Here is a 15936-nt window from a genome sequence, read left to right on the forward strand (position 1 = left end):
TATGTGGCATCGTAAATTAATATCCAAGCCTTTATTGATCATAGTATTATTTGTATTTCACCTTTCGGCACAGGAACTCCCGCCGATTGTGCGTTACGGTTCTACAGTTTATGGTGCAGGGAATCAGAATTGGATGATTACTCAAGATAACAATCAGTTTGTTTATTTTGCCAACAATGAAGGATTATTGGAATTTAATGGTTCAAATTGGACGCTGTATGCCTCTCCAAATGAAACCATTATACGTTCAGTAAAAGTAGTAGGTAATCGCATTTATACCGGTTGCTACATGGAGTTTGGTTTTTGGAAAAGAGAAACTAACGGGACATTGAAATATACGTCTTTGAGCCAAAGAATAAAAAATAAATTAATCGAAGATGAGCATTTTTGGAATATTATCAATTTGGACCAATGGGTTTTATTTCAATCCTTTAACCGGATATACGTTTACAATACCAAGGATAACAGTTTTCAGTTTATTGACAAGCATCCTTATATTTTCAGATGTTATAAGATTAATAATTCCATTTATTTTCAAGCCATAGGCGAAGGTTTGTATGAAGTGGTTAACGGAAAAAGTGTATTGGTTTGTGATGATGACGCTATCAAAAGGAACCGGATTGTGGAAATATACAAACACAAAGACGGGCTGTTGTTCCAAACCGAAAGAGCCGGTGTTTTTAAGTTTGAAGATAACACATTAACTCCGTTTTATTTCGAATCTGACAACGAGTTAAGACCCAATTCTATTTTTTCCGCCAAGATGTTATCTGACGGTGGTTTTGCATTAGGTACCATTTCTAACGGAATTTACATCTTGGATAAATTGGGCAAAATTCGATACCACATTACGCAAAACAGCGGCTTAAGCAACAACACGGTTTTATCGATTAATGAAGACGCCGACAATAATTTGTGGTTGGGTTTAGACAACGGAATTGATTGCATCAATTTGCAATCGCCCATTAAAAGCTATAAAGATGACTCGGGATTTTTAGGAACGGTGTATGCTTCGATAAAATTTAAAGACCGCATTTATATAGGAACCAACCAGGGGTTGTTTTATAAAAGTGCGCTAACGAATGATACATTTCACTTTGTAGCCGGAACCAAAGGTCAGGTTTGGACGCTTTTTGAATTTGACAACCAATTGTTCTGCGGCCATGATTTGGGAACATTTCTTATTGGTGCAAATGATATTCGTTTAATCTATAAAGAATCAGGAACGTGGAAATTTAACAGAGTTCCCGGACATTCTAATCTTATTTTACAAGGAAATTATAACGGATTGTCGATTTTGGAAAAAGAAGGGAACAGTTGGGTTTTTAAAAACAAAATGCAGGGATTTGATATTTCATCGCGCTATTTTGAAATATCAAATAAGAATCAAATCTATGTTGGGCACGAATACAAAGGTGTTATCAAGGTTTCACCCGCTAACGACTTTTCTAAAGTCAATGCATTTCACATTCTGCCGACGCCACACAAAGGCAAACACATCAGTTTGGCCCAATACAACGGCGTCATATACTTTGCCGGAAGAGAAGGTATTTTTAAATTGAACAACAAAACAGACGTTTTTGAAAAAGATCAGCATTTGAGTTCTGTTTTCAAAAACAACGAATACATTTCGGGCAAGCTAAATGTAGACAAGTCCAATAAAATGTGGTTATTTACCAAGAGTTATCTCTACTATCTTACTTCCGGTAATTTTAATGCCGATTTAAAAAAGCATAAGATACCGATTCCCTTTTCGATTACAAATCCGATGATTGGTTACGAAAACATTACTCAAATCTCCGACGGAGAATATTTGGTAGGCAAAACAGACGGCTATTTTATTATCAACTTGGCCGATTTTAAAGTAAAGAGTCACAATATTATTTTAACCAATATTAGTGTCAATAAATTAAATGAGCGTGGTTTTGATCTTTCCATGACCGATACGGGAGAGTTACAGCACGACGAGAATAATTTGGTTTTTAATTATACTGTTCCTCAATACAATCGATTTATTGATGTGGAATACCAATATATGCTGGAAGGGCAGCAAGGGCAGTGGAGCGATTGGAGCGCTAAGTCGAGTGTTAACTTTAAAAACTTAGAGCCTGGAGAATACACTTTTAAAGTTAGGGCTAAAATTGCTAATTCATCACCCGAAAATACGGTAGAGTACAAGTTTACTATTGAAAAACCATGGTATGCCACTAATTTAGCTTGGTTTATTTACTTGTTTCTTTTTGTGATTATGGCTTATTATGTGAATAAGGCATACAAGAATTATTACCGCAAACAAGAAGAAAAACTGATTGAAGAAAATAATTTGTTGCTTGAAATTGCCGCCCTGGAGAACGAGCAACAATTGATGAAATTGCGAAATGAGCAATTATCTCAGGATGTTGATGCCAAAAACAGAGAATTGGCGGTATCTACCATGAGTTTAATTAAGAAAAATGAATTGTTGAACATTATCAAAGAAGATTTAAAGAAATCGGCAGAAGAAAATAGTGGTAGAAGCATTAAATCGGTTATCTCAACCATTAACAGAAACATCACTGAAGATGATTCCTGGAATGTATTTAAAGAAGCTTTTGATAATGCCGATAAAGATTTTCTTAAAAAGATTAAGGCAGCGCATCCCAGTTTAACGCCTAGTGATTTAAAACTGTGTGCCTATTTGAGGCTTAATTTATCCTCAAAAGAAATTGCTCCTATGCTCAATATTTCGATTCGGAGTGTGGAGATAAAACGATATCGTTTGCGTAAAAAATTAAATTTGTTACACGATGACGGTTTGGTAAATTACATTTTAAGTATATAACTATACAGCTTCTGTTAAAAATACCTCAACAATACCTTTACAACAACCTTTTCGTAAATCTTTTTTTTCCTTTTTTCACGCGTCAACGTGTATAATTTTCAATTGGATTTACGTTGTTTTTCGGCAGTTTTGTTAAATTCTTAATTATTAGCAACAAAAATTTCAATATGTATATTTTTTGTTGTGGTTGGTAACGTATATCGTATTTTCTAAATAAATAATTTAACAACATCTTAACAGGACACATAAGGTGACCTGAAAAATTAACCAAAAACCAATATAATATTAATCGCTTATGAATTTAAAGCTATTTTCTGAAAGATTTAGGAGAAATCTATTCCTATTATCTGTGTTTTTTGCCTTTGTAGCAGCAGCTCAGGCACAAAAAACGGTTACCGGAACAGTCAACTCCGGAGGCTTGCCTCTACCGGGAGCTAATGTGACAGCTAAAGGAACAAAAGTCGAGACTTCTACCGATATTGACGGTAAGTTTTCAATTAATGTGCCTAAGGATGTCAACACTTTGGTTGTATCATTTATTGGCTATACGACGCAAGAAGTTGCTGTTAAAGATGGCAACATGGTTATTGAATTAATCGAGGCCAGTAACAACCTCGAGGAGGTAGTCATCAATGTAGGATACGGTAGCCAAAAGAAGAGTGTAGTAACCGGTGCAATTTCTAAAGTTACCGCGAAAGACTTGGAAAACGTACCAAACGGTAGAATCGAGCAGGCGCTTCAAGGTAGAACCGCTGGTGTTACCATCGCTATGAATGCCGGGCAACCTGGTTCCGGTTCAACAGTACGCGTCCGAGGGATTACCACCTTAAATGATAATAACCCACTTTGGGTTGTTGATGGTGTTCTAATGGATCCGGGAGCATTGGGTTCAATCAATCAATCCGATATCGAATCTATTGAAGTCTTAAAGGACGCAGCTACAGCAGCTATCTATGGTGCACAATCTGCGGCGGGTGTAATTTTGGTAACTACTAAAAAAGGAAAATCAGGTAAACTAATAGTGAGTTATAATGGTTTTGAAGGTGTCTCTTCTCCGGAAAGAACCTTAAAATTGTTAAATGCCACACAATACGGAGCCATCATGAACGAGCGTTTTGTGAATGGAGGAGGATCCGGTTCTGTTCCATATCCTGACTTAGGTGCTTTGGGTAAAGGAACCGATTGGCAAAAGGCCATATTCAATGACGGTGCCCGTAGATACCTGCATGAATTGAGTTTGAGCGGAGGCAGTGAAATGTCTAATTACTATTTTTCATTCGGAACTCAAGAGCAAGAAGGAATTGTAATGACGGATATTTCCAAATACCAGAAAAAGAACATTCGTTTAAACTCGAGTCATAAAGTAAAAGATTGGTTGACTATAGGACAAACGTTAGGGTATACCCATCAAAAAACAATTGGTATCGGAAATACGAACAGTGAGTATGGTGGACCGTTGAGTTCAGCCATCAATTTAGATCCAACTACTCCAATTGTTGAGACAGATCCAATTATAGCTAACGGAATAGCTTATAGTAATCCTTATGTAATAAGAGATAGTGATGGAAATCCTTACGGAATTTCCAGTGTGGTGGGTCAAGAAATGACCAACCCTTTGGCTTATGCCAAGACAAGAATGGGACAATACAACTGGTCTGACGATTTCATTGGTAATGTTTATGCGGAAATCAAGCCTATGAAAAACTTAAAATTTAAAACCACTTTAGGAGCCAAATTGGCATATTGGGGCGGTCAAGGATTTACTCCGTTATATTATTTGAGCCCTACAGTTAATAACACTACGTTAAACAACATTTCAAGAATAGAAAACAGAGCGTTTAACTGGAATGTGGAGAATACACTAACCTATAGCAGAATTATTAAAGATCACAATTTTACAGTTTTATTAGGACAAGGAGCCTATAAAGATAATGAGTTCTACAAAGTGACCAGTGCAACTCATTTCGGATTGAGTACTAATATTTATTCTGAAGCCTCATTCAACGATGGTACGGTAATTCAAGATAATAAAGTAGGTTATGCTTATGATGTTCCGGCTAGAGTTACAACATCATTATTTGGTCGTTTGAGTTATGACTATAAAGAAAAATATTTGTTCACCGGACTTATCAGACGAGATGGTTCATCACAATTTGGACCTAACCACAAATATGGTAATTTTCCCTCTTTCTCTTTGGGCTGGGTTCCAACCAAAGAAGAGTTCTGGAAAGAAAACAAGATTTTAAACACCCTCAAGCTTCGTTTAAGTTATGGAGTTACCGGTAATAGTAGAATTCCAAGTTTTGCTTATCAGGCTATTATTGAAGGTGGTCGAAATTACAGTTTCGGAAGTAACGGTGTTGTAACGTCTGGTTCTACACCGGGTAGAATTCAAAACCCTGACTTAAAATGGGAAGAGACCACGCAAACCAATATCGGTTTCGATTCCAAGTTATTTAATGACTTCACCTTTACATTCGACTGGTATAAAAAGAAAACTTCAGGAATTTTGTTGGATCCGGATTTGCCGGGATATGTTGGTGATGAAGCACCACCATTTCAAAATATTGGCGGAATGAATAATACCGGAGTTGAGTTTGAACTGGGGTATAAAAAGAAGATTAACGATTTTAACCTATCGGTGAATGCTTCTCTTGCAACAATCAAGAATGAGGTTACCAATTTAGGTCCGGTAGATTATTATGCGGGTCCTGGATTCCAGTCAATGGGGGCTGTTACCAGAACTCAGGTTGGTCAAGCCTATAACTCGTTTTATGGTTACCAAACAGCCGGTGTTTTCCAAAATCAGGAAGAAATTAACGCTTATACTAATGACTCAGGTGGACTTATTCAACCTAATGCTGTACCGGGTGATTTCAGATGGAAAGACCTTAACGGTGACGGCAGTATCACAGCTGATGACAAAACTTTCTTGGGAAGCCCACTGCCAAAAGTCACTTTCGGTTTTACCATCAATATGGATTACAAAGGTTTTGATATGATGATTTTTGCACAAGGGGCAGCCGGGAACAAGATTTTCCAAGGATTACGTCGTTTAGATATTGCCAACGCTAATTATTCTACAGAAGTATTAAGTAGATGGGTAGGAGAAGGGACGTCTAATTCTTATCCGAGATTGTCAACAAGTGACAACAACGGTAACTTTACCAATATGTCTGATTTTTATTTAGAGGATGGTGATTATTTGAGATTTAAAGTAGTTCAATTGGGTTATACCTTGCCTTCAGACATTATTAACAAAGTTGGTCTGCAAAAAGTTCGTTTGTATGTTACCGCTGAAAACTTATTTACTTTAACCAAATATACAGGTTACGATCCGGAAATCGGAGGCGATGTGTTTGGTATCGACAGAGGTTATTATCCACAAGCCCGCTCATTTATGTTCGGAGCTAACATTCAATTCTAATAATAAAAGACATGAAAAGAAATATTAAAATTTTAGCCATAACCGTTTTAACAGCTTCAATGTTGCTTACCTCTTGTAGTGAGGACTTTTTAGAAGTTGACCCTAGCGGTTTAAATGTTGAAGACAATTACTATAGAAATGAGACTGAAGCTTTTGCCGGATTGGTAGGAGTTTATGATATGGTAAGGAAAAATTCAGGAGGATTTGAAAACATGATTACCATGTTCAATGCAGGTTCTGACGACCAATTTGCCGGAGGCGGTAGTTCTTCGGATGGTGCCGGAATACAATCATTTTCAAATTACACCATTAACTCTAATACCATTCCGAGAAGCTTTTGGGATGATTATTACAGAGGTATTTACAGAGCTAATTTGTTATTAACCAAATTACCGGGTGTACCAATGAATGAAACAACTAAGGCAAGGTTTGCATCAGAAGCCAAAATTCTCAGAGCGTATTACTATTTTAATTTGGTAAGAATGTTTAAGAATGTTCCTCTGATTTTAGAGCCATTGACCCCTTCACAATATTATTCGCTAACTCAAGCCAATCCGGCTGAAGTGTACGCACAAATTGAAGCCGACATAACCGGTTCTATTGCCGATTTGCCAATGACTGTAAACGTTTCTACAGATGGTGGTCGTTTGACTCAAGGTTCTGCTCGGGCAATTTTGGGTAAAGTATACCTTTATCAAGGGAAAAACGCTCAAGCAGCCGCCGAATTGGCTCAGGTTAACGGAACTCCCGGAGGTGTAAGTCAGTATGGTTACAGCTTATTAACAAACTATAATGACTTATGGAATTTCTCTAACAAATTCAACTCAGAGTCAGTGTTAGAAGTTGCCCATTCTGCTCAAGGTTCGTACTGGGGAATTTGGGGAGGAAACTCAGATGAGGGAAATACTGTAAATGTTATGGTAGGACCAAGAAGTTATGTAAGATTGAATAGTGCTTTTGCACCAGATCTTCCTTCCGGATGGAGCTTCAATGTATTCACAGAGGATTTCTATACTTTTATGCAGGGTGACCCGAGATTCAATGCCACAATATTAGATTTGAAAGCACTGAAACAAGCCGGACACGCCGATTACATCGGAGGATATCAGGATACCGGTTATTTCTTAAATAAGTTTATGCCAAAACAAGCCGATGTTTATTCCGGCCCCGGTGATGCCGTTTTAAATTACCGACAAAATACGTATGCCATCAGATTGGCAGATACCTATTTGATGGAAGCGGAAGCATTAGGCGGAACCGGATCAAGAGCACAAGCATTGCTCGATGCAGTAAGGTCACGCGTTGGTTTGGCTTCTGTACCGGTATCTTTAAATGCTATAAAAGAAGAAAGAAGAAGAGAATTAGCAGGTGAAGGTCACAGATGGTTCGATTTGGTTAGATGGGGAGATGCTCCGACTAAATTGGCCAGCAGAGGTTTTGTTGCCGGTAAGAATGAAATTTTACCGATTCCGGCATTTGAATTAGAAAGTACTCAAATTGTACAAAATCCTGGTTATAATTAATAGTAAAAGATATGAAAAAAATAATTTTAAGTTTTGCAATTTTATCCATGTTGGCAACTACTTCATGTAGTACTCCGGACGGAATTGATTCAAGTACATCGTCATTAAATTCGGCCGAAGCCGCTAATTTTGACAGAATATTTGATATTAGTACAGACAATTCGGGATTGGTTAAAATTACTCCAATCGGAGAAGGAGTCTCTCGTTTTGACGTTACTTTGGGTCACGGCTCAACGGATCCTATTTCAATCAATCCCGGCGGAAATGTTTCACACAACTATCCTGAAGGAAATTATACGGTAACCATTGTATCATATGATATTGCAGGTCACACTACGACCAACACCTACCCGTTGCAAGTTACATATGTGGCTCCCATCAATATAAATGTCAATCAAAGTTTTGCCGGAACAACGTTAACATTAACGGCTACTGCCGATTATGCTAACGGAATGGTAGTGACTTGGGGCGACGGCGGTGTCGGTGAAGTACCTACTGTAATGTCGGGCTCTTTGGGCGGAACATTTACGTCCCCGAGTCATACGTATGCGCCGGGAGTTTATACGTTAACAGTAACCGCCTTGAGTGGCGGAGCTGCCACAACAACAGTAACATATCCTATTACTGTTTTTGCCCCTTACAGTTTACCGATTACTTATGAAAGTCCGATTCAAAATTATGGTATCGGCGGAACTTTCGGTGGAGTTAATGTGGCAGTAGTAGCGAATCCTTTCCCGGGTGGAATCAATACAAGCAGTAATGTTTGGAAGTACACCAAAACAGTGGGAGCGGCATGGTGGAGTGGTACTTGGACACCTATGGCATCACCTAATTCTGTTCCGATAAATATTGATAACGGAAGTAAAATTAAAGTAATGGTCTATTCAACCGAAGTGGGCAAAATGCTTAATGTGGAATTAGAGCAAGGAACTAACGGTGTGCCGAATCAAATTTTAAAAGTTCCTTCTACTGTGGCGAACCAATGGGAAGAATTGGTGTTTGATTTTGGACCTGCCGGAATCCCTGCCGGTACAACTTTTAACCAACTTGTATTCCGTTATAATGATGTTATCGACGGTTTAGGAGAGGTGATTTATATAGACAACGTTACGCAATCAAACTAAAAAAATGTTATGAAAAATAATTTTAAACTTTTATCAGTAGGATTTCTTTTTGTGGCCTCGTTTTTTACGTCATGCCAAAAAGATGATTATTCGTTGGGAGATCTTACAGCTCCCACAGGGTTAACCATAGAAACTGATGTTGTGGGTCAGAATACTTCCAATCCTAACGGAGACGGCTCCGGGAATGTCAATATCAAGGTGACGGCAGAAAACGCCATTGCTTTCAAAATTGGTTACAATGAAATTAACGATTTAACCTCCCAAGTAGAATTGGTAAGTCTCCCCGGAACTATAATCAACAGTTTGCCTACAGCTACTGTAACTAAAAAGTTCACAATGTTAGGATTGCACACCTATCGTATAACCGTTGTGGCTTATGGTAGAGGCGGCACTTCAACTACGGCTACGGCTGAAGTTGATGTAGTGAGCAACTTCTCTCCGGATCCGGACATTGTTACCTACTTAACAAACGATACTTCTAAGACCTGGAAAGTAGATCAAAGTGTTCCCGGACATTTTGGAGTTGGTCCCTGGATAGGTGAAGTAACTCCTATTTGGTGGTCTGCCGCAATAGACGAAAAAGTGTTGTGCTGTAATTGTTTTTATACATCGCGATTTACGTTTACCAAAGTAGCAGCTTCCAATTCTTTCTCCATTCAAGTAGCTACTCCCGACGGAGCATTTACCAAAACCGGTTCGTTAGCTTCTATTCCGGGAATTCCTGCCTCTGGTGACGAAGGTTGTTACAGCTATGGAGGAGGTGATACTGCGTTCTCATTTATTCCGGCAAGTTCAGGAATTGCTGCCGAAACGCCTTCCACCCAAACCAGTATCATGTTGTCCGGCAGTACAACCTTCATTGGTTACGGTGCTTTGCAAAAGGAATATGAAATAATGGTGATTACACCAACCTATATGTATCTTAGAGTACAAGGAACAGAAACCGGAAACGCCTGGTATTTAAAAATGGTACCGGTGAACTAAATAGATTATACAGCCAACAGGGATTGTTGCAACCAATGCCTGTTGGCTTATAATTCTGAATTTATTAACTTTTAATTTTCTGATTTTGAGATTTAGCATTTCGTACAAAAGCCTTTTTAATTTAGGGGTGTTTTCAGTTATATCACTCTTTGCCTTAATCGGTTGTAGTAGTAGTGGTGATGGAGAAGACCAAAGTAATACGCCATCCAACTTAGTAGTTAACAAAGTTATAGTCGGTGCTACTTCCTCTTTGCCTAATGGTGACGGTAGCGGATTGGTTAACTTTACGGTATCGGCAGATAACGCTACCTCGTATAAAGTTTTAATTGGTTCGGATGTCATTAACTCCACAAGCGGAATATTCAGCTATACTTTTAATCAATCAGGAACAAATGATTACACCATTTATGTTTCGGCTTACAATGGTTCAAGATTTATTTCTACATCAGTGGTTGTGACGGTTTATGTTACGCCATCGTTAGTATGGTCTGATGAATTTAATGTTGATGGTGCGCCCGATAGCTCTAAATGGAGTTATGAAACCGGCGCCGGTGGCTGGGGAAACAACGAATTGCAATATTACACCAACCGTCCCGAAAACGTAATTGTACAGAATGGGGTTTTAAAAATTAACCTTATCAAGGAATCCTACAGTGGGAGTAATTATACTTCGGCCCGTATCGTAACAAAAAATAAGTATTCTTTTAAATACGGAAGAGTCGATATCAGAGCTAAACTTCCGGCAGGTGGTGGTACTTGGCCGGCACTCTGGATGTTGGGTTCCGATATCAATACCAATCCGTGGCCGGGCTGTGGCGAAATCGACATAATGGAGCATGTTGGTAATAATCCCAACAGAATTTACGGCACGCTACACTATCCCGGTAATTCCGGAGGAAATGCAGTGGGTGGTAATGTTTTAATATCCAATGCAACAACAGAATTTCACGTGTATTCCTGCGATTGGAATGCATCAACAATAAGGTTTTACGTTGATAATGTGCTGTTTTACACCTTTAACAACAATAGTGGTTTACCTTTTAACAAACCATTCTTCTTTATATTCAATTGTGCCATGGGGGGAAATTTTGGCGGGGCGGTTGATCCCAATTTCACATCGGCAACTCTTGAAGTTGATTACGTTCATGTTTTTAATTAATATTTTGTTTAGGTTAGATTAGCCATCCATCTATAGCTTCTGTTACTAAGTAACAGAAGCTGTGTTGGATACTTATTCGATTTGAACACTGTATTTAATGAAGTGTATCTTTTGGCAAAACCCAAAAAGAAGCAATCTTTCAAACCAATACATCCCAAGTCTTTCACATTCTAAAATGAAGAATAAATGCTAAAAAAAAGAAAAATACAAATCCTCCTTTTTGCCACAATTTTAGGAATATTATCCGGTTGTGCTCAATCATCAGAGGGTTCAGACGATACCCCGGATCCTACACCAACCGTTAACGAAGTCGATTTTTGGCTTACCAAAGGCAACGGTTCTGTTAAATTGGAAAAACAAAATACGGTATTGGCATTCACTAATACGACAAACATTTACCCTAATATTGAGGTAAATGACAATCAAACGTATCAAACCGTCGATGGTTTCGGGTTTACACTTACCGGTGGCAGCGTAGAGGTTATTAACCAACTAGGAGCTTCTAAAAAACAAGAGTTGTTACAAGAACTTTTTGGTTCTTCGGTTAATGCTATTGCTATTAATTATTTAAGAATCAGCATAGGTGCTTCCGATTTGAACAGCACCGTGTTTTCCTATAACGATATGCCGCCGGGTCAAACGGATGTCAATTTAAACAATTTCAGTTTGGCTCCGGATAGTCAATTAATCCAAATGCTAAAAGATATTTTGGCCATCAATCCGACTATAAAAATAATGGCTACACCTTGGTCACCTCCGGTATGGATGAAGGATAACAACAGTTCTATTGGAGGTAGTTTATTGCCTCAATATTACGGTGTCTATGCAAACTATTTTGTAAAATACATTCAGGCTATGCAGGCCGAAGGTATTTCTATTGATGCCATTACACCGCAAAACGAACCCTTGCACCCGGGTAATAATCCGAGTATGCTAATGTTGGCCACGGAACAGGCTAATTTTATTAAAAATAATTTAGGTCCGGCTTTTCAATCGGCCGGAATTACCACCAAAATTGTGACGTACGACCATAATTGTGACAAACCGGAATATCCATTGACCGTATTGTCAGATGCGGCAGCCAATGCCTTTATCGATGGCTCTGCCTTTCATTTGTATGCGGGTGATATTTCGGCTTTGAGTACGGTTCACAATGCCTTTCCTTCGAAAAATATTTACTTCACCGAACAATACACCGCTTCAACAGGCAGTTTTGACGGCGATTTAAAGTGGCACTTAAAAAATGTAATTATAGGTTCGATGCGCAATTGGAGCAAAACGGCTTTGGAATGGAATTTAGCCAATAATGCCTCTTTCGGGCCTCATACGCCCGGAGGATGTACAACCTGTAAAGGAGCGATTACGATTACCGGTAATTTCAGTTATGAGAAAAATGTCGGATTTTATATCGTGGGTCACGCTTCTAAGTTTGTGCCAACCGGTTCGGTCCGAATAGCCTCAACCCAATCGGGCAGCCTGAATACAGTAGCATTTAAAACCCCAAACGGGAAAAAGGTGCTTATAGTAGAAAATGACGGCACTGCGCCTTCAGTATTCAATATCAAATACAATGGTAAATGGACTCCGGTTTCATTGGAAGGCGGATCAGTAGGAACCTTTATTTGGTAATAATAAACAAACAAGATTTCTAATGAAAAAACTAATCATATTTTTTTTAACAATAGCATTTTCGGCCACAGGACAGTCGAAGAAAAAAATATTACCGCAACCGTTCTCCACCAAAGGTAAAATTGTTACGGTATATACTTCAGCCGACAGTACAAATCTTCGGTTGAGCAAAACAGCCGATTTACCTTTTCGGGAATTAAAGCAACCCTTGGAAACACAAACCTGTATTTTTGTGAATCCCAACAAGACTTTTCAAACATTCATAGGAATAGGCGGCGCAATTACAGATGCCAGTGCTGAAGTTTTCGCCAAATTGTCTCCTGAAAAGCAGCAAGAGTTTTTGGAAGCCTATTTTTCTAAAGAAAAAGGAATTGCGTATACTTTGTTGCGAACAAATATGAACAGTTGCGACTTTAGTTCGGATTCCTATACGTATGTGGCAGAGGGAGATAAAGAGTTGAAAACGTTTGATATTAAACATGACAAACAATTTAAAATTCCCTTAATCAAAAAAGCATTGGGAATCATTGGCTCAAAAGCTACTTTTTACATCAGTCCATGGTCACCGCCGGCTTTTATGAAAGATAATAAAAGCATGCTTCAAGGCGGTAAATTGTTGCCGGAGTATTACCAATCTTGGGCTAATTACTATGTGAAATATATCAATGCACTCCAAAAGGAAGGCATACCGGTTTGGGGATTAACCGTCCAAAACGAACCCATGGCCAAGCAAACCTGGGAATCCTGTATTTATTCCGCTACAGAGGAAAGAGATTTTCTTAAGAATTATCTCGGCCCTACACTGAAAAGAGCCGGTATGGGAGATAAAAAAATCACAGTTTGGGATCACAACCGAGATTTGTTGTTACAGCGGGCGAACACGGTTTTAGAAGATCCGGAAGCCGCTAAATACGTTTGGGGTATCGGATTTCACTGGTATGAAAGCTGGAGTGGTGGAGAGCAGATGTATGAAAATGTGGGTAAAGTGAATGAACTCTATCCGTCTAAAAAACTGATGTTTACCGAAGGTTGTGTCGAAAAATTTGATGCCCAAAAATACCAACTATGGAAAAACGGACAACGTTACGGAAAATCGATGATTAACGATTTTAATAACGGCACTGTGGCATGGACGGATTGGAACATTTTATTAGACCAAAACGGAGGCCCGAATCATGTGAAGAACTTCTGTTTTGCACCCATACATGCTGACACCAATACGGGAGAATTAATTTATACGCCAAGCTATTATTTTATTGGACATTTTTCAAAATTTATTGAAAAAGGTGCTAAAAGGGTAAGTAGCGCGGCCAGCAGAAGCCAACTGCTGACCACTTCTTTTCGAAACGAAACCGGTAAAATGGTGACCGTGGTCATGAATCAAAGCAATCAAACCATCAACTATTATTTATGCATCGGTACGGCCGCTACCGAAGTAGCTATTCAACCCAATGCTATTCAAACTTTAGTGTATTAACTAATTTATAAACAGAGATTTATACGGATGCTATTCAAAAAAATAAATATCGCAGTACTCTTTCTTTCTTCCGTTGTTTACGGACAAGGTTTCTTGCACCGAGAAGGACAAAAGATTGTTGATGGTAACGGAAACAATGTTCTTTTGAGAGGTTTAGGAATAGGAGGCTTGATGGTGCAGGAAGGCTATATGCTGAAAACGTCTGATTTTGCGGGACCACAACATCAAATTCGAAAAAAAATAGTTGATGTTATAGGAGAAGAAAACGCCGAAGAATTTTATAAAGCGTACCGAAAAAACGGATTGACTAAAACAGATGTTGATTCTTTGGCAGCTTGGGGATTCAATTCCGTTCGTCTTCCGATGCATTATAATTTGTACACTTTACCCATCGATAAAGAACCTGTGGCCGGGCAAAATACTTGGTTGGAAGAAGGCTTCAAAATGACTGACGACTTACTCCAATGGTGTGCCGCCAACAAAATGTATCTCATACTCGATTTACATGCTGCTCCGGGAGGACAAGGCAAAGACGCCAATATTTCCGATTATGATGCTTCCAAGCCTTCTCTATGGGAAAGCCTGGCCAATCAGGATAAAATGATTGCTTTTTGGAAGAAGATAGCGGAGCGTTACAAGGATAATCCTTGGATTGGAGGTTATGATATCATTAATGAGCCCAATTGGAATTTTTCCGGAACCAATCCCAACGGTTGTGATGAAACCCAAAACATACCGTTGCGCGATTTACAAGTTAGGATTACACAAGCGATTCGTGAGGTAGATCATAACCATTTAATTATTATCGAAGGCAACTGCTGGGGTAATAACTATAAGGGAATTTTTCCGCTTTGGGATGAAAACATGGCTTTGAGTTTTCACAAGTATTGGAATTACAACGACTTGGCCAGCATTCAGGAAATAACAAATTACAGAAAGGAGTACAATGTTCCGATTTGGTTAGGTGAGAGCGGCGAAAATTCAAATGTATGGTTCAAAGATGTCATCACTTTAATGGAATCCAATAACATCGGTTGGGCTTTTTGGCCCATGAAAAAGGTTGACAATATTGCCGGCGTGACTTCTGTAAAAGAGACAAAAGGATACAGCAGGCTGTTAGAGTATTGGAAAAAAGGGGAAAACAAACCCACCGTCGATGAGGCTAAATCAATATTGATGGAATTAGCCGAAAATTACAAAATGGAAAATGTAACCGTCAAGCGCGATGTTATTGACGCTATGTTCAGACAAATTTATTCATCCGAGACCAAGCCATATAAAGAACACCTTTTGCCGGGAAGAATTTTTGCTTCTGAGTACGATTTGGGTCCGATACAAAGGGCTTATTTTGATGGAGATGTGGCTAATTATTGGGTGGCCAACGGGGGAAAACACACCGAATGGAACAGTGGTCATCAAATGCGAAATGATGGTGTTGATATTCAAAAATGTGACGATACAGTCACCAATGGATATGCTGTAACCGACATTAAAGAAGGCGAGTGGTTGCAATACACGTTTGACCTGCAGCACAATCAGGTGTTTGAAGTTGCTATTCGCTACGCCGCAGCGCAACCCAACACAAAATTATTTTTAACAGATGAAAACGGGAACCCACTTTCTAAAATAATTGTTCTTCCTGCCACCGGCGGAAACGCAAAATGGAAGACATCGTTTATCGCTTCAATACCTTTTAAAAGCGGAATCAATAAAGTGCGAATTCATTTTAAAGAAGGAAATTTTAATTTGAATTATCTCGATTTTAAATTACCAATCCACAAACCCAATTGAG

Annotated in this window: 9 protein-coding genes; all 9 read left to right on the forward strand. The window is 38.8% G+C overall.

Annotated elements, in window-relative coordinates; translation table 11 throughout:
• The first annotated feature begins 1 nt into the window (after position 1).
• A complete protein-coding gene (locus tag QHT84_RS13535; RefSeq protein ID WP_283240108.1) occupies positions 2–2821 on the forward strand; it encodes a helix-turn-helix and ligand-binding sensor domain-containing protein in 2820 nt (939 codons plus the stop codon).
• A 295-nt stretch (positions 2822–3116) separates the two neighbouring features.
• A complete protein-coding gene (locus QHT84_RS13540; RefSeq protein WP_283240109.1) occupies positions 3117–6248 on the forward strand; it encodes a SusC/RagA family TonB-linked outer membrane protein in 3132 nt (1043 codons plus the stop codon).
• Positions 6249–6259: 11 nt separating this feature from the next.
• Positions 6260–7771 carry a RagB/SusD family nutrient uptake outer membrane protein gene (locus tag QHT84_RS13545; RefSeq protein WP_283240110.1) on the forward strand — a complete coding sequence of 504 codons (1512 nt, stop codon included), beginning with the start codon at positions 6260–6262 and terminating at the stop codon, positions 7769–7771.
• 11 nt (positions 7772–7782) lie between these two features.
• Complete coding sequence (locus tag QHT84_RS13550) at positions 7783–8895, forward strand: hypothetical protein (RefSeq protein ID WP_283240111.1); 1113 nt, start codon at positions 7783–7785, stop codon at positions 8893–8895.
• A gap of 9 nt (positions 8896–8904) precedes the next feature.
• Complete coding sequence (locus QHT84_RS13555; protein WP_283240112.1) at positions 8905–9879, forward strand: hypothetical protein; 975 nt, start codon at positions 8905–8907, stop codon at positions 9877–9879.
• An 85-nt stretch (positions 9880–9964) separates the two neighbouring features.
• Positions 9965–11038, forward strand: a complete 1074-nt coding sequence (locus QHT84_RS13560; protein WP_283240113.1) for a glycoside hydrolase family 16 protein — start codon at positions 9965–9967, stop codon at positions 11036–11038.
• Between the two features lie 186 nt (positions 11039–11224).
• Positions 11225–12667, forward strand: coding sequence for a glycoside hydrolase family 30 protein (locus tag QHT84_RS13565; RefSeq protein WP_283240114.1), 1443 nt, complete (start codon positions 11225–11227; stop codon positions 12665–12667).
• Positions 12668–12689: 22 nt separating this feature from the next.
• Positions 12690–14144, forward strand: coding sequence for a glycoside hydrolase family 30 protein (locus QHT84_RS13570; RefSeq protein ID WP_283240115.1), 1455 nt, complete (start codon positions 12690–12692; stop codon positions 14142–14144).
• Between the two features lie 27 nt (positions 14145–14171).
• The gene (locus tag QHT84_RS13575) at positions 14172–15935 is read left to right on the forward strand and encodes a cellulase family glycosylhydrolase (protein WP_283240116.1); all 1764 of its coding nucleotides are present in this window, start codon (positions 14172–14174) and stop codon (positions 15933–15935) included.
• Position 15936 lies beyond the last annotated feature (1 nt).

Source organism: Flavobacterium sedimenticola, assembly GCF_030053345.1.
Classification (GTDB): domain Bacteria; phylum Bacteroidota; class Bacteroidia; order Flavobacteriales; family Flavobacteriaceae; genus Flavobacterium; species Flavobacterium sedimenticola.